This window comes from Lujinxingia vulgaris (assembly GCF_007997005.1).
GTDB lineage: Bacteria > Myxococcota_A > Bradymonadia > Bradymonadales > Bradymonadaceae > Lujinxingia.
The window spans coordinates 89,989-106,770 of sequence record NZ_VOSL01000020.1 but is presented as its reverse complement, the minus strand read 5'-3'; the positions used below and the strand labels follow the sequence as shown (position 1 = coordinate 106,770).

Genomic DNA, 16,782 nt, shown 5'->3' with positions numbered 1-16,782 from the left:
AAACCGCCTCGGAGAACGCCGGCTGACGCCTGTTTACCGGCGCCTCGCGCTCTAGCGAATGCAGACGCCGGCATCAAGTATGCGCCGACTCCCGCCCGGCGTCGATGCGCCGGCGAGCGTCTGAGTGTGCAAATGATGCACCGCGCCGGGCATTGGCGCAAAGGATGCGCCCCCCAAAGATGACGGGTGGTCGCGCGCGACGCGAAGCCACCCGCGCGGCGAGTGTTCTCCATGCGCTCCGACCTCGCCGCAACCCGCGCCAGCACCGCACGAAACGCACCTGCACCCCGGGACGTCATCATCATCGCCCCACACGGCACACCCGTTGCAAACCCTCGCAGCCATGACGCTCATGCCGGCGTCGAGCACGCATCAACGAGGAGTCTGCGATGACAGAACCCATTTACGTCGACCTGCCGCTGATCCGAAAATACGACGTCCCGGGGCCGCGCTACACCTCCTACCCCACGGCCCCGCATTTTCGCGACGACGTGCCGCCGGAGCAGGTGCACCAGGCCATCCGAGACAATAACACCCGGGCCCGGCCCCTCTCGCTCTACTTCCACATCCCCTTCTGCCAGACGCTCTGCTGGTACTGCGGCTGCACCACGGTGATCGGCAAAGACAGCTCGCAGACCGAGCCTTACCTCGCTGCGCTCGATGAGGAGATGCGCCGCAAATCCGCCTGGATCCACCCCGATCGAAAGGTCGTGCAGATTCACTTCGGCGGCGGCACCCCCACCTACCTCACCTCCGAGCAGATTCGCTGGCTTGGCGAGCGCATCCGCACCCACTTTACCCTGGCCGACAACGCCGAGGTCGCCGTCGAGGTCGACCCGCGCAGGCTCACGCTGGAGCAGGTCCAGGCGCTCAAAGAAGCCGGATTTAACCGCGCCTCACTCGGCGTTCAGGACAACAACGCAAAGGTTCAAAAAGCCATCAACCGCATTCAGCCCTTTGAGATGACCGAACGGGTGGTCGGGTGGCTGCGCGACGCAGGATTTACGTCGATCAACGTCGACCTCATCTACGGCCTGCCCTACCAGACCACCGAGACCTTTGATCAGACCTTGAGCGAGGTGTTAAGCCTCCAGCCCGACCGTTTTGCCATCTACACCTACGCGCACGTGCCCTGGATCAAACCGGCCCAGAAGCTGCTCGAGCGCCACACGCTGCCCGGCCCCGAGGAGAAGCTCGCGATGCAAAAACGCATCATCGAGCGCCTGAGCTCCGAGGGGTACCGCTACATCGGTATGGACCACTACGCGCGCCTGGACGACGAGCTCGCCAGGGCCTGGCAGGCCGGCACTCTGCGCCGCAACTTCCAGGGCTACTCCACCCTGGCCGGCGTCGATATCTACGGCTTTGGCATGTCCTCAATCTCCCAGATCGACGGCCTCTACCTGCAAAACCCAAAGGAGCTGCTCGACTATTTGGAGCGCGTTTACCAGGAGGACTTCCCCATCCACCGCGCCTACCTCTTGAGCGATGACGACCGCATCCGCCGCGCCTGGATCATGGCCCTGATGTGCCAGGCCCGCGTCGATTTTCAGAACGCCTCCCGGGAGCTCGGCGTCGACGTCGCCACCTACTTCCAAAACGAACTCCAGGAGCTTGCGCCCATGGCCGACGACGGCCTGGTCGAACTCGACGCACAAGGGCTCACCGTCACCGAGCGGGGGCGTCTTCTCCTGCGCAATATTTGCATGCCTTTTGATGCCCATCTGAGCGCCGGGGCGCGGCAGTATTCGCGCACGATCTAGACACGGTTAAAACGACCGTGGGTCACCTCTATAACGACCGTGGGTCACCTCTATAACGACCGTGGGTCACCTCTCCCCCCCACGTTTCGCGCCCCTCGGGTGACCCACGGTCATCTCCGAACTGACCCTGGGTCACCTCTCGATGACGACCCTCGGTCGTTTTGATAATGACCCTGGGTCACCTCTCACCCCCATTTTTCGCGCACCTCGGGCGACCCACGGTCATCTCCAGACTGACCCCGGGTCATCTCTCACGGGTCATCTCTCACGCCCCCTTGCAGGGTCAGCCCACCCCCGTTACGCTTCGTTTCAACTCCCAAACGCCACGCAACTCGAAGGGAGGGGGCCAGCTTCATCTCGCCAACACGCTTGCGCCGCCCGCCAGGCCGCGCCTGACCCAGGCCGCGCCTGCCCCACGGTCACCCAGAATCCCCGAGAGACAGACACCACCTACGATCCATGCGGGTTTAAACGTTTCATTTCCCCGCGGCGTGGCAAACCCACTTTTCTGATCGAACCGACCTATGACGTACCCACGACTCTCATATTGCGCCCTCACCACACCGCTCCTGACCCTCGCGCTCCTCACCACCTTCGGCTGCAACTCCGGCTGCCCGTCCAAAAATGGTGCAGCTAAACTCGCCAAGCACTTCCCCGCCGACACCGAAGCCGCCTTCGCCGTCCCCAACCTCGGCGGCGCGCTGCTCGCCATCGACGCCTCCCTCAAATCCGAGGCCCTCGACGTCCCCACCCAACGCCGCCAGCAGGTCCGCCTCGAAGAACTGACCGCCTCCTTCGCCGAAAAAGCCTCCTTCGATCTTCGCGACGCGCAAGCCTGGGCGGCCCGCGGCATCAAACTCGACGGTGCAGTCTTTGGCGGCGTCATCAAAGGCAACCCGATCCTCTGCGCCCCCGTCAGCGACGCCCCCAAATTCGACGCCTTTCTGACCGAAACCGTGGGACCGGCCCTCGACACCGACCCCTCCGCCCGCCACCGCGAGGAGCGCGTCGGCGACCACTTCATTCACGCCTACGGCGACACCTTCGCCTGGACCCACATCAAGGGGGCGGCCTGCGCCACCTCCACCGCCCAGGCGCCCCCCTCCAACCCCGAGCCCATCCCCACCACTATCCTCGCGAACTTCCTCAAAGGCCCCGGCGACGCCCCCCTCTCCAAACACCGCCCCTTCCAACACTTCCAAAACGAAGTGCTCGCCAGCAGCCTCTTTGGGCTCTTTCTCCCCGCCGCCCCCGAGCTCGCCGACAACTCCCTGTGGTCCAGCTTCGTCCCCGAAGAAGGCACCGAGTCCTTCGACGAATTTTTTGCCCATACCTCCGGCATCGGCATCGGCCTGAGCATCGAAAACGACATCCTGCGCTGGCGCCTCTGGATGGGCGACGCCGAACCCGCGCCCGACGGGACCGAGCCTCCCTCCATCTCCCTGGCCGCACACACCCTCCCCTGGTCCAACTTCGCCACCGACGAGACCCTCCTCGCCGCCCGCACCTCCATGCACCCGCAGGACCTCTGGAACTACAGCCGCAACGAACTCACCGAGGAGGACCGCCAGCGCCTCGACGCCCTCTTTGAGTCGGTGCGCGAAGTCACCGACTACAACCTCGACATCAAAGAAGACCTCATCGACAACCTCAGCGGCCAGACCGGCCTCTTTATCTACCGCGGCGACCAACCCGCCAGAGATAGTCTTGGCCTGATGACCGCCCTCAAAGAGCTCCGCGCCCTGGCCATCATCCAGTTCATCGAACCCCAGAAGCTCGAAGCCCTGCACACCCGCATGCTCGCCCTCATCAGCGAACGCCCCTTCATCAACCTCAAAGAGCGCCCCCTGCGCCAGAGCGACGGCACCGACGCCCCCGACATCACCCTCGTCGAACACGCGCTGCTCCCCATCACCATCTACCGCCACGGCCAACTCCTCGTCTTCGCCACCAACGCACTCAGCGAAAACGAAGTTGCCGCCTACCTCCGCGGCCAACGCGCCGCCCCACCGCTATCCGGCGAGAACTCGGCGCTGGGCGGCCCCTTCGCCTCGGCCGAGCACCTCAACGCGGTGTTCGCACGCGGCGAAGTCACGGGCTTTTTGGATCACATCGCGGATTACCATGCCTACATCCCCAAAGATGTGCAGGAGACCTCCGTCCGCATCGACGCGCTGGAGCACAGCACGGTGCTCGATGTGAACACCTACCCGGCCGGCGCCTCGATCCTGGATGTGGGGGCGAAGGCGGTGGGGGTGGTGGGGGGAATGTAAAGATTGGTAGAAAGTGAGAGAGGGTGATGAGTATGTGCGATGAGATGCCGAATTTACAAAATTGACAGAACAAGCAAAAGCATCCCTTAAATTAAATCAAATCGGATATCAACCAACCTTCTACAAACAATCCAACGACTATCAAAACACCCAGATACCGGGCACACAAAAATGAAGATAACAACTGACACTGCTCGTTCTATGGATACCACTGAACCTACAAACCCTGCTGACTCCATAAACCCTACCAACCCCACAAACCTGGTTAACTCTGTTGACTCTGTTGACTCTGTTGACGCTGTTGACGCTGTTGACGCTGTTGACGCTGTTGACGCTGTTGACGCTGTTGACGCTGTTGACGCTGCTGGCTCTACTGACTCGACAGCCCCCACGAAATCCACCAACTTAACGGATACCGAAAAAGCAAAAAGAAGCATACTCATGAACGCCTGGAAACCAATTCAAAACTGGTGGAATCCATTTCCAGAAATTTCCCCTCAAACCGAATGGCCAGTACGTATCTTAGACACTTCACCCTGGCTGGATTCATATTTCCAACAAGCAACAACACTAAACCTGGCTCGCAGAGATCACATTGAAAAAGGAATCGGATTAGTGTTGACGGTTATCATTCCGTTGGTTGGCCTACTTGGATTTGTCGTTCTAAACCTCCCACTAAATCGTTCAAACTGGATCCTCCACATAGCCTCAACCTGTGTTCTCCTATCACTATGTCTACTTGTGTGGACCGCGTTTTGCTCCGCTCGCGCATGGTATGGCCATGCCTACGCATATGGAACACCTGCCGAAGAGAACTTAAGACAGATCGACCTAATCACTAGCACTTTTAAAGAGCAAGGATTTGCGGAAGACGCACATATCTTGGCACAAGATGAAGTTCGTGATCGCATGACAATCGTTCATGCATATTGCAATGATCTAAATCACCGAGTGAACAATCTACGAGGCATATGGCTGCATCGTGCCAGAACAAGTCTTTTACTTGGAGGTGTGTTTGTGATAACGTCTGTTTTAGCCCACATAACCGAATCCCGATTGCACGAATTGGACCAACTTCCACCAGATGAGACGAGGCAAGTAATGGCGAAAGACAATCAACCCCCATCCAAACCAGAACCATCGAAACCAAATCCGAACTCAGCAAATTCGAACGCCGGGCGTGAACAACGTCCAAGAATCCCGTTTCTTCGTCCCGAAGTAGACGTTCCGCGCCCATCGATCGAAATCAGGAAGGACAGCGATGGAGGTCAGAAGAAATGAAAAAGACAACACCAAACTCCAACGAGAAAGAGTCTACAAACAAGCCCAAACACAACAAGACTGAGTCAGCAGTCAAAAAATCAGCGTTACAGACGGAACCCAGCGTTCGGGCACGTCCAGACGCCAGCTCTGTACCGGCACCACGGATTTCAATCCAACTCGACCATGGTACTCCAGACCATCTGAGGACGTTTTCCAAGCGTCCACCCAAAAACAACAAGAAAGATGAGTAGGCCGACCATTGCATTCTCGCCTCGCGCCCGTCCCTCGGTCGGCCTTTCCGGTCCAATTTTGCGACGAGCTCGACCCCCGCTCCTACCCCCGACTCCCACCCAGCTGACCTCCCCCCAAAACCGGTCCTCGACCCATTTTTTCGTCACTCACCTCCCCCTAAACCGGTCCTCGACCCATTTTCCTTGAACTCACCTCCCCCCGAAATCGGTTCATGTGTGCCATTCTGGCACACTCACACCCCCAAAAACCGGTCCCTATGTGGTGTTTTTCTACACTCACCTCCCCCTAAACCGGTCCTTTCGCGCCAATCTGGCACACTCACCACCTCCCACGTCGGTCGATGACCGATTTTGCTGAGGGTCGAAGTGCTTTTTTGGAGGTCATCGACCCTCCCGGTCGAACCGCCACCCCACCGCAAGCCCCGCTCTCCCTGGTTAAAAAACCGACCCCCACGTCGTCCGGGGCAGGAACGCGCGTGGGGGCCGGCTTTTAGGGGGTGGTGCTGGGTATCAGACCCTGTGCGGGGTCAGGCGAGTGCGGGCTGTTGCGGCTGCGGCTCCGCCTCCCCGGCCTCGGGTTCTCCGCCCTCCACAATCTCCTCCCCGGTATCCGGATTGACGTCGGTCGGGGCGCGATGGCGGCTGTAGGCCTGGGCGACGCGCTCCTGCTGGTCGAGCAGCGGCTCCAGGATATTCGCGCGCCGGGCAAGAGTTGACGCCTCGCCAGCTTCGAGATGGTAGAGCACCCCAATGAGCACGCGGCAGGTGGCCTCATGAAGCTGATGGCGGGCGGCTTGCACCTGATCGTAGGTCACGCCGGGCTTGCGGTCGCGGTCGAGCTCCGCCTTGAACTCGCCAGTCAGTCGGCGCAGACGCTCCACACCCCGTCGTAGGCCCAGCGCCTCGACGTGGTTGTTAAAGCGCGCGTCGAGGCTCGCGAGCATCGCGTCGATCAGTCCCTCCTGCACCTCGTACGCCTTCTGGGTGATCGCCCCGACGCCCTCCGCAAAGAAGGTGCGATGCAGCTCGCGGGCCATCTCCACCTCCGGCTCATCATCATCGCCGACCATCTGCGATTTGATGCCGCTCTCCAGGGCGGAGAGCTGCTCGTCGATCTGGTGGTCGATAAGCGTCGCCTGACCGCGGGCCCTGGTGGCGTTGGCGCGGGCCGTCGACCACTTCAACTCCAGCGCCAGGGTCTGCTCCGAGAGCTTCAGGGCCTGCTCAAGGCGCTCCCCCAGGCCGGGGAGCGAGGCGTCCTTGACCCTGGCGAGCATCAGGCGCAGCGCGCGGGCGTAGCGCCCGGTCGGCATACGTCGAAGGTTCAAAAAGTGTGCGTTTTCCATGTCGTTCCTCTCACGTCGAGGACGGCGGCCATTAAAAAAGCGCCGCGCGTCACATCAATGAATGCCTCGCTGCCCCTGCAGCAAAGCGCCCCGGACGAAACACAGATCCCCCTACGACGGTACGACATGGAGCTGACGGATCTGGTGTGCGTGAGCGTTAGATTAGCCCTGCAGAGCGGCGGGGTGTCAAGGGGGAGGAGGGTTCAATCAGGCTACGTATCTGAGCCCTCGCCGGGCGGCGATGGACGTGATTTTCGTGCATGGCGGGTTTTCTCCGACGAGAAAATCGCCGATACGCGAAAATCCAGAAGCTCGTCGGTCGCTCGGTCGGCCTGCTCTCCCCTCATCAAACCCAACAAAAGTTGCGATCATCCCCGTCATGACTGGGTGTTGTCGGTCTCTCGGTCGGTAGGGAAGTTACGACTTAACTAAATTCGCCGACTTGCGCCTATGCGAAACATGGGTAATTTAGTTAAGTCACTCAACCCGAGGGAGGCACTATGCCCGCTTTATCCGATCGAGAAGTCATAAACAGCATTCAGACCAATCTCGCGCGCCTTCTGGGCGTCGAGGTCGACGATATCCATGTTTTTTTTGAGTCGCCGGATCTCCAGGCCTCCCAACACGGTCCGGCGATCATCGCTGAGGCCGCTGGGTTTCGTTTTGACATAATTTGGAAGACGAGCGCGTCGCTCCCTTCCGTCGCGTCGGGCATCGACCATCTTAAGCGTATGGCTTACCTCCTGCCCATGGATGTGATCCCGCTTTTGGTCGTGCCTTACATGACGTCCACTGGTGCCCAACGCTGCGAAGACGAGCGCATCCCCTGGCTCGATCTTTCGGGCAACGCCCACATCATAGCCCCCAAACTACGACTTCACGTTGAAGGAAAATCGAATCAATTCACCCGTCGGGGCCGTCCTCCCAACGTTTTTGCGCCCAAAAGCTCGCGAATTACCCGTCACGTGCTGCGCTTTCCGGAGCGCACGTTTCTTCAAAAAGAGATCGCCGAAGCCACCGGCCTCAGTGAGGGTTATACGAGTCGAGTCGTCTCACGTCTGGAAAGTCTGAGACTCTTACACCGCGACGAAGCCGGTGCGGTGGGTGCCAGTGACCCGGCTCTTCTTCTCGACTCATGGCTGGAAAACTACCGCTTTGACAAACACCGCATTCGGCGAGGTACGGTGGCCGCAAGGAGCGGCCCGGAGTTGATGGAGCGGGTCGCTGAAATCTTTCATGCTCGAAAGATAGACTACGCGCTCACGGGCCTGAGCGGTGCGTGGCTCGTTGATGGGTTCGCCAACTTCCGAACCGCCACATTTTACCTTCGCGCCCCCCTCGGTGCAGACGATGAAAAAGCGCTTCGTTTCCACGAAGGTCAGCGCGGAGCGAACCTCTGGCTCGTCACGCCCAACGATGAAGGGGTTTTTCAGGGCGCCAAAACACGCAATGGTTTCGAGCACGTTCACCCCATTCAGATGGTTCTCGATCTAAAAGATCACCCGGAACGGAGCGCCGAAGCAGCAGAGCACCTACGACAGACCCTGTTCCCGTAAAGACACTATGACGAATAAACCTCAGACTGCGGACGGCTATCGTGCCAGCGCCACTCAGCTCGTCCATCAGGCATGTCTCTACCTTGCGACCATTCTGGGCGACCTTCTCGATGATATCGTTATCGTGGGCGGTCTTGTTCCCTCCTTGCTGATTCCCCTGGAGAGTCTGCCACAGGGAGTCGAGGCTCATGTCGGAACCCAGGACCTCGACCTCGGACTCGCTCTGGCACTTCTCCAAGAGGAGCGCTATCGCGAGATTGCCAAACGCCTCCGCGACCGCGGTTTCGCTCCCGACGTAAATGATCGTGGCAATCAAACCTTCCAGCGCTGGGTGTTCGAAAAGGACGCCGCGCGGGTGACCCTCGACTTCCTCATGCCGCCTGTCGACGATGACGCCAAAGGCGGCAAAGTGAAGCATTTGGAAAGCGATTTCGCCGCGCTCGTCACCCCTGGACTGGAGTTGGCCTTCCAGCAGTTCGAGACCATCGAAATCACGGGAAAAACGCTTCAAAACGAAAGAACCAAACGCACGGTGAAAGTTTGTGGAGCAGCACCATTCATCATTCTCAAGGCGTTGGCGTTTGAAGGACGGGGTGAAAACAAAGATGCCTACGACCTCGTATACGTTATTCAGAACCATGCGTCGCAGATCGAGGGAATTGCCAAAAACCTTCGCAAGCTCTCAGGGTCTGAGTACCTCCAGCACGCCCTTAGAATATTAAGAGACGATTTCATAACGATCGACGGACCGGGCCCGCTGCGAACAGCGCATTTTCTTCACGGAGGGCCCCACGATGAGACGCAAGCCGATGTAAGCGCGCTGATTCAAGACCTCCTGGGTGTTCTGGACGCTGATGAATGAACGGTGGGTGACTCTTTTTCCAGTCGCGCCTCCCAAGTCCACCCTCAGGCCCCCCATGCTCCGCTACCAGACCCACCTCACCACCATCACCTCCGCCCACCTCCAGGGCTTCTTCGTCGGCTGGCCGACCCACCCCGACCCCGCCACCCACCTGCGCATCCTCCAAAACGCCTACGCCCTGGCGTTGGCCGTCGACACCGAGACAGGCCATGTCATCGGCTTCGCCAACGCCATCTCCGACGGGGTGTTGAGCGCGTACATCCCCCTGCTCGAGGTGTTGCCCGAGTGGCAGGGACAGGGCATCGGCCGGCGCCTCATCGCCGAGCTGAGCGCACAGCTCGACCACCTCTACATGGTCGACATCGTCTGCGATCCGGAGCTGGAGGCCTTCTATGCGCCTCTCGGGTTTCGGGCTCTGAAAGGCATGGCGCGACGCCACTACTCGAACCAGCGGGGCGCTGGCGAGTCATGACCTGACGCGGAGCCAAACCGAAGCGGGGTTGCGTCTCAGCCTTTGTTCGTGCGGCAACCCGGTGACCCACGGTCACCTCACAGACTGACCCACGGTCACCTCCGAGACTGACCCACGGTCACCTCCCAACCTGACCCACGGTCACCTCACAGACTGACCCACGGTCACCTCACAGACTGACCCACGGTCACCTCACAGACTGACCCACGGTCACCTCCAAGACCGACCCACGGTCACCTCCACACCTGACCCACGGTCACCTCACAGACCGACCCACGGTCACCTCCACACCTGACCCACGGTCACCTCACAGACCGACCCACGGTCACCTCCACACCTGACCCACGGTCACCTCCACACCTGACCCACGGTCACCTCCACACCTGACCCACGGTCACCTCCACACCCGACCGTGGGTCGTTTGCCGATGACCGCATCCCCCCTGAAATCACGCGACGTCACGCGTCTTCACTGCCCTTTTTGAAACCCACCGCAGGTCACCGTTATCCAAAGCCACACAACCCGAGCGACACCCGGTTTCTCAACTGCTACCCTCGCTCACCTCGACCCCAACGATGTTGACCTTCCCCCGGACCAGGAGCGCTGATGTTGAAGAAGATCGCCAAAAAAGCCAACGACGCTGTCACCCGAGTTAAGTTCGGAAAGCCCCCCGAGGGCCCCGGCCCGGCCTCTTTGGAGGAGGCTGAGCTAGTGGGGCTGCACGGCGATCCCCTGCCCACCGACGCGTATCAGGGCAAGGTCGTGCTCTTTGTGAACGTCGCCAGCCGCTGCGGGCTCACCCCCCAGTACGAGACGCTGGTGAAGATTCGCGAGCGCTTTCACGAGCAGGGCTTTGAGATCGTGGGCGCCCCCTGCAACCAGTTTCTGGGCCAGGAGCCCGGCACAGCCGAAGAGATCGAGAGCTTCTGCGCGGTGACCTACGGCGTGGATTTTCCGCTGCTCGCCAAGCAGGAGGTCAACGGCGGCGGCCGCAGCCCCCTCTACCAGTTTCTCATCAACAGCGAGGCCGGTGGCGGCGAGAACATCAGCTGGAACTTTGAGAAATTTCTGGTGGATCGGGAGGGGGAGGTGCGCTTTCGTTTCGCGCCCTCGGTCCAGCCGGACGCGCCGGAGGTGATTGCAGCGATTGAGTCGTTGCTTTAAGTCGCGGCTGCTCGAAGCACATGCAGATCGCGCCGCACTGACGCCAGACCTGCAGTGCTTCGGCCCCCCGGACCGGTCACATCCAGGGCTCGCTGCCAGACCTCACGTCTCGACCGGTCCCAAACACCTTCCCGCATTTGAAACACTCGCGTCGTTCGCCTCGGAGCGCCATCCCGTATTTAAAACAGGCGTGTCCTTCGCTCCGACACACCTTCCTGCACCGGAAGCACGCGTGGCGTTCGCCTCGACACGCCTTCCCGCACTTGAAACACCCGCGTCGTTTGCTCCGACGCACCTCTTTTGTTTCAAAACACGCGAGTCCTTTGCTTCGACACACCTCTTTCAGCCGGCGGATCCCCCGTCGGGCACTTCGACACACCTCTTCCAGCCGGCGGATCCCCCGTCGGGCACTTCGACACACCTCTTTCAGCCGGCGGATCCACCGTCGGGCACTTCGACACACCTCTTTCAGCCGGCGGATCCCCCGTCGGGCACTTCGATACACCTCTTTCAATTCGAACACCCGCCCCGAGCACTTCGACGCCTCTCTTTCAATTTAAAAGAGTGGCGTCGAAGCGCATGAGGATTGGGGCTTCGGGTATTCGGCCGGTCACCGGGTTCTGCGCCACCGATGGCAAAAACCCGCGCGAATACAGCGTTTAAGGTGACCCACGGTCATCTCTCAGCTGACCCTGGGTCGATCTGGAGCAGGTGACCCACGGTCGCGTTTCACCCGCATAAACGCTCGTGCTCAGCCGACCCTCGGCCATCTCGAAGGGGACCCCGGGTCATGTTTCCGGGTCATGTTTCCAATGACCCACGGTCATCTCTCAGGTGACCCCGGGTCGATCTGGAGCAGGTGACCCAGAGTCACGCTTCACCCGCATAAACGCTCGTGCTCAGCCGACCCTCGGTCATCTCTCAAGTGACCCACGGTCAACTTTCAGGTGACCCACGGTCGTGATTTTCCACGAACTCGAACTCGATCTCGAACTCGATCTCGAACTCGATCTCGAACTCGATCTCGATCTCGGGCTCGAACTCGCTCTCGCTCTCGATCTCGATCTCGGGCTCGGTCTCGATCTCGATCTCGGGCTCGACCTCGCAACACCCCCTAACCCGCGCCCCCCCAACCGCCCATTACGAACCTCCCAACCCCGCGAACCCCGGCGCCCCACAACCACCCAACCACCCAACCACCTAACCACAACACGCACACCACCGGCGCCCCACAACCCCACAACCACCCAACCACCCCGCATCCCCCCCCACCCCCACCACGCACCTTTTGCGCCAAACCGCCCCCACACGCAAAACGTGCACCTCACATTCCACGCCAACCCGCCACTTCCACGCTCCGACCGCCCCTCGGCGCACCCGACCGCCCCTCGGCACACCCATTGCAGTCCACGCGCTCGGCACCACCGCCCTCTCCACCCACCGAGCTCCCATGACCCGAACCTCCACCCACTCCCCCAACCTCGCCGCCCCGCGCCGCCTCTTTATGGCCAGCGCCCTGGGCTTCGTCGTGGCCGCGGCGCTGGGAGCCCTCTTCCGCTTCGGCATGCTTCGCGGCGATTTTTTCGGACTTCAGGCCGGCGACCTGCGTCACGCGCATAGCCACCTGATGCTGATGGGCTGGGCCACCCCGGCGCTCATCGCGCTGATCATCGCCCGCGCCCCCGCGCTGGGCTTGAAGCTCCCGGTACGCGCGACCCTGGCCACGGGCTGGGCGGCGCTCCTGCTGGCCGCGCTGAGCACCCCGGCCTTTGCGCTCTACGGCTACCGCTCGGCGGCCATCGGCGAGGCCAACATCCCCATCGCCGCCGCGCTCAGCGGGGTGGCGATGCTCGTCTGGTACGTCTTCGCCGCAATCGTCTTTTGGGCGGCGCGACGCGCCCCGAACGCCCGCGCACCAAACCCCGCGACATCTCTGCTGAAGATCGCCGTGGGCGCCATGGTCGTCTCTTCAATCGGCGCCTGGGCCCTGGCCGCGCAGATGATCACCAAGAGCGGCGACCCGCTCAGCCAGCAACTCGCCGTACACTTCTTCGTCGATCTCTTTGGCATCGGCTGGCTCCTGGTCGGCGCGCTGGCGCTGCTTCGCGCCGAGACCGCGCTGCCCGCATCGCCTGCCGAGGCGCAGGCGCGCTGGATGCTCATCGCCGGCCTACCGCTCCTCTTTCTGGCCGGCATGCCCACAGCGGAGCTTGGAGCGGCGATTCGCATTCTGGGGCACGTCGGCGCGGCGCTGAGCGCGGCCGGGTTGATGGCGCTGAGCCTGCCGCTCTGGCGCGCGCTTCAACCCTGGCATCGCGTCGCGCTCGGCCTCTTGCTCGCCAGCGCCCTGATGCTCGCCGCCATCGCGATCCCCCCTGTCGCCCACTGGGGGCAGACGGCCGGGCTACGCCTCTTCTTCTTACATACAGCGTTTGCCGGCGCCGTTACGCTCACTCTCATCAGCGTCGCCGCACGACATTTCGGCCCCTCCCGAAGCCCCTCGCCGGCGACCTGGACACTGGCCGTGACCCTTCTTTTGAGCACACTTTTGCCGCTGACCGGCATCTGGCCCGCTGCCCTCACCGGGCGCTGGGTGCTCGTCTCGGCCCTTGCGGGCGCGCTCGGGGCCACTATGCTGAGCGCGCTTGCCACTCTGCAGGCCCTCCTTCCTCGCACCACCCCCTTCCAGGCCCCGAGGCAGCAATGAGCGCCGACGCCATCTCCCCCACCGACGCCCCCCTTCGTCCCGACACGCTCTCGGAGAGCGACTGCGCCCCGAGCGATATCGCTCTAAAAAGCTTCTTTCTGGGCCCGCAGGCCGAGAACGCCGAGTGGCTGCGCCAGATCATCAACCAGGTCTTTGAGAGCTACGTGCGCTGGCGCCGCGAGGTCTACCCCGACGACGGCCGCGCCATCTCGCAAAACGACCGCCAGTCCTCGGAGTTTCAGGGGCGCCGCCGCCATTTTGAGCGCGAGCTCCTCGACCTGCTTGCCCGCTTCGAGTCGGAGGTTCCCAAGTACAGCCCCCGCTACATCGGGCATATGTTCTCCGAGACCTCGATGCCGGCGATGGTAGGGCACGTGCTCACGCTGCTGCATAACCCCAACAACATCTCCGGCGAATCCTCGCGAGTGGGGGTGAAGCTGGAGGCGGAGGCGATTGACGCGCTTGCAGAAATGCTGGGATTTTCCAGTCAGGGCAAAGCCTCGCCACGCGGGCATTTCACAAGCGGCGGGACCATCGCAAACTTCGAGGCGATGACCCGCGCCCGAAGTCGCATGTTGCGCTTTATCGCCCGCGGCGCGCAGGCCCGCGCCCGCGGCACCCTCCCGGCCCTCAGCCTCGTGGAGGCCGCGCATCTCGGCTGGGCCCGCTACGACGCGCTGGGCCCCGACGCGCCCTCCGACACCTCAAACGCCGAAAACGCCGAAAACGACCCGCTCTCTGGCGATCTTCAGGCGATGAACCCCTTTGCCCTGGCCGAACTTCTGCGCCAGCACTTTGAGCAGCCCTACCGCGGCCCGGTGCTGCTCATCGGCGAGCACAAACATTACTCCTGGGTCAAAGGCGTCGAACTGCTGGGGCTGGGCAAAGAAGCCCTCTGGCCGGTGCGCCTGAGCGCCGAGGGCACCCTCTGCGTCGAGCACCTGGAGCAACGCCTCAATGAGGCCGCCGCCGCGGGACGCCCGGTGCTGATGGTCGTCTCGGTGGCGGGCACCACCGAGCTGGGCGCCTTCGATCCCATCGACCGGGTGCAAGATCTGCTCGACCGCCGCGCCGCCGCGCTCGGCCACCACATCTGGCACCACGTCGACGCGGCCTACGGAGGCTTCTTCGCCGCCAGCGTGTGTTCGCCGGAGTCCGGCTGCGCGCTGAGCGAGCCGGTCTGCCGCGCCCTCGAAGCCATCGGCCGAACCAACTCCGTGACCCTCGATCCTCACAAACTCGGCTACGTGCCTTATGCCTCGGGCGCCTTCATCGCCCGCCAGGCCCGCGAGTACCTGGCCCACCGCATCGACGCCCCCTACCTGGTCTTTGATGAAGAGGCCCGCGACCCGGGGCCCCAGACGCTCGAAGGCTCGCGCTCGGCCGCCGGCGCCGTCGCCACCTGGCTGACCGCCCGCACCATTGGCCTCAACACGCAGGGCTACGGCCGAATCCTTCGCCGCACCCTGGAGGCTCGCAAACGCCTGGAGGCCACCCTGAGCGAGCTGGCACAGCCTGTGCGCCTTCTACCAGCGTCTTCCAACCTTCTGGGCTTCTGCGTGGGCGCTCCCGGCGAGTCGCTGAGCGCTATCAACGCGCGCAGCGAGGCGCTCTACGCGCGTTTTGGGCCGCAGGGCGCCGGCGACTTTTTTGTCTCCAAGACCTCGCTGAACCTCTCGGCCTACGGCGCTCTGCTGCATCCGCTCCTGGCCGACTGGGAGGTGGAGCTCGACGCAAACGCCACCCACCTCACCGTGCTGCGTTTAAGCGTGATGAACCCCTTTATCGACTCCCGCGAGATGAAGCTCGACCTCTCCCGTGCCTTCGCACAGGCGCTGAGCGAAGCCCTCAATGCCCTGGAAACCCCTCAATAAAGAGGGCACGTTCAACCCCACCTGAAAGGTGCGTTCCTGAACAGAGCATTAACGGAGCTGCACCCAGCCCAGCCCGTCGGCGGCCATCGCCACGGTGAGCACCGCCAGCGTGAAGATCAGCACCTGACGCAGCGCCCCGGCCGAAACGCGAGCGCCGAGCCGCGCGCCGAGGTTCGAGCCGATCATCACCCCGGCCATCGCCGGGACGGTGACGGCGACGTCGACCACCCCGGCCATCGCCAGGATCAACGCGCTGACCGACGCGGTGGTGCCCACCATAAAGGTGCTCGTGGCCGCCGCCGCCCGAAGCGGCACGCGCATCATCGCGCTCATCATGGGCACCTGCACCGCCCCGCCGCCAATGCCCAGCATCCCGGAGCTCAAGCCCGCCAGCCAGCTCAAGGTCACCCCGCGCTTCATGCGCTGAGGCACATAGCTCAAGGGTTTGGCGGTGGCCGGATCGTCAAATTCGGTGGCCATCCCGAAGGGATCATGACCCCCGGGCGCAACAACCTCCGCGCCCCGCGGCGCCGCCACCAACGCGGCGATCACCAGCGCCAGCGTCCCGGCAAAGACCAGCTTCAAGGTCTGCACCGGCGAATACACCACGATGATGCCCCCTAATATCGCCGCCATCGCCGTGGAGACCTGCAGGAGCAGCGCGAGCTTAATATGCACCATCCCCCGGCGCAGGTACTCCGCGCTACCATTGAGCGAGTTGAGCACCACACAGATCGCGCTCGCTGCAATGGCCGCCTTCAAATCGACGCCCAGCACCAGCGAGAGCACCGGCACGATAAAGACCCCGCCGCCCAGCCCCACCATCGAGCCCAATCCCCCGGCCAGAAACCCCGTCATAAAGATCGCCATAATGATCATCGCGCCCATCACGCCCCCTTGAGCGACATCTTCAGCGGCACCGAGAGCACCACGATCACCAGCACCAGCACCGCTAAAAGCCCCTGCATCCAGCGCCTTGAGCCCAGCGCTCGCCAGGCCAGGATCACAAGCCCCGCCGAAGGCCCGGCGATCAAGAGCCAGACCCCCAGCGTGGTGAGCACCGAGACATCCAGGCTGCGGATCCCCCCCACAAGCTCCGAGGGGGCCCACAACCCGCTGCGAATCACCCCGGTGAGCATAAACTCCAGCGCCACCCCCAGAAGCGCCATCGCCATGCCCACAAGGCTCAGCCACCGGTAGAGCACCCCGACGACCAACGCATCGTCACGGCTCGCAACACGCACTGCCATG

The 16,782-nt window shown here is 62.5% G+C and carries 12 protein-coding genes; 9 read left to right on the top strand and 3 right to left on the bottom strand.

Annotated features, from left to right (window positions below; genetic code table 11):
• Positions 1 to 389: 389 nt before the first annotated feature.
• From hemN to FRC96_RS04670, 3 genes are all read left to right on the top strand, one after another.
• Entirely contained in the window at positions 390 to 1,763 is a 1,374-nt protein-coding gene (gene hemN, locus FRC96_RS04685; protein WP_230469884.1) for an oxygen-independent coproporphyrinogen III oxidase, read from the top strand.
• Positions 1,764 to 2,287: 524 nt separating this feature from the next.
• Entirely contained in the window at positions 2,288 to 4,036 is a 1,749-nt protein-coding gene (locus FRC96_RS04680) for a hypothetical protein (RefSeq protein ID WP_146973267.1), read from the top strand.
• A 201-nt stretch (positions 4,037 to 4,237) separates the two neighbouring features.
• Positions 4,238 to 5,317 (top strand): hypothetical protein, encoded by a 1,080-nt coding sequence (locus tag FRC96_RS04670; protein WP_230469883.1) that lies wholly within the window; start codon positions 4,238 to 4,240, stop codon positions 5,315 to 5,317.
• A 760-nt stretch (positions 5,318 to 6,077) separates the two neighbouring features.
• Here FRC96_RS04670 and FRC96_RS04665 read toward each other — a convergent pair.
• A complete protein-coding gene (locus tag FRC96_RS04665; RefSeq protein ID WP_146973264.1) occupies positions 6,078 to 6,896 on the bottom strand; it encodes a hypothetical protein in 819 nt (272 codons plus the stop codon).
• A 500-nt stretch (positions 6,897 to 7,396) separates the two neighbouring features.
• Here FRC96_RS04665 and FRC96_RS04660 point away from each other — a divergent pair, with 500 nt between their 5' ends.
• From FRC96_RS04660 to FRC96_RS04635, 6 genes are all read left to right on the top strand, one after another.
• Positions 7,397 to 8,452: a hypothetical protein gene (locus tag FRC96_RS04660; RefSeq protein ID WP_146973262.1), complete on the top strand. Its 1,056-nt coding sequence runs from the start codon at positions 7,397 to 7,399 to the stop codon at positions 8,450 to 8,452.
• 7 nt (positions 8,453 to 8,459) lie between these two features.
• Positions 8,460 to 9,314 (top strand): hypothetical protein, encoded by an 855-nt coding sequence (locus FRC96_RS04655; protein ID WP_146973260.1) that lies wholly within the window; start codon positions 8,460 to 8,462, stop codon positions 9,312 to 9,314.
• A 55-nt stretch (positions 9,315 to 9,369) separates the two neighbouring features.
• Positions 9,370 to 9,786 (top strand): GNAT family N-acetyltransferase, encoded by a 417-nt coding sequence (locus FRC96_RS04650; protein WP_146973259.1) that lies wholly within the window; start codon positions 9,370 to 9,372, stop codon positions 9,784 to 9,786.
• A gap of 606 nt (positions 9,787 to 10,392) precedes the next feature.
• Positions 10,393 to 10,950, top strand: a complete 558-nt coding sequence (locus tag FRC96_RS04645; RefSeq protein WP_146973257.1) for a glutathione peroxidase — start codon at positions 10,393 to 10,395, stop codon at positions 10,948 to 10,950.
• A gap of 1,450 nt (positions 10,951 to 12,400) precedes the next feature.
• Entirely contained in the window at positions 12,401 to 13,657 is a 1,257-nt protein-coding gene (locus FRC96_RS04640; protein WP_146973256.1) for a hypothetical protein, read from the top strand.
• Positions 13,654 to 15,531 carry a pyridoxal phosphate-dependent decarboxylase family protein gene (locus FRC96_RS04635; RefSeq protein ID WP_146973254.1) on the top strand — a complete coding sequence of 626 codons (1,878 nt, stop codon included), beginning with the start codon at positions 13,654 to 13,656 and terminating at the stop codon, positions 15,529 to 15,531. Before FRC96_RS04640 ends, FRC96_RS04635 begins: the two co-directional genes overlap by 4 nt.
• A gap of 48 nt (positions 15,532 to 15,579) precedes the next feature.
• Here the strand turns inward: FRC96_RS04635 and FRC96_RS04630 are convergent, their stop codons facing one another.
• Entirely contained in the window at positions 15,580 to 16,419 is an 840-nt protein-coding gene (locus FRC96_RS04630; protein ID WP_146973253.1) for a sulfite exporter TauE/SafE family protein, read from the bottom strand.
• On the bottom strand, positions 16,419 to 16,781 hold the full coding sequence (locus FRC96_RS04625; protein WP_146973250.1) for a DUF1634 domain-containing protein: 363 nt from the start codon (positions 16,779 to 16,781) through the stop codon (positions 16,419 to 16,421). Before FRC96_RS04625 ends, FRC96_RS04630 begins: the two co-directional genes overlap by 1 nt.
• Position 16,782: the final 1 nt, after the last annotated feature.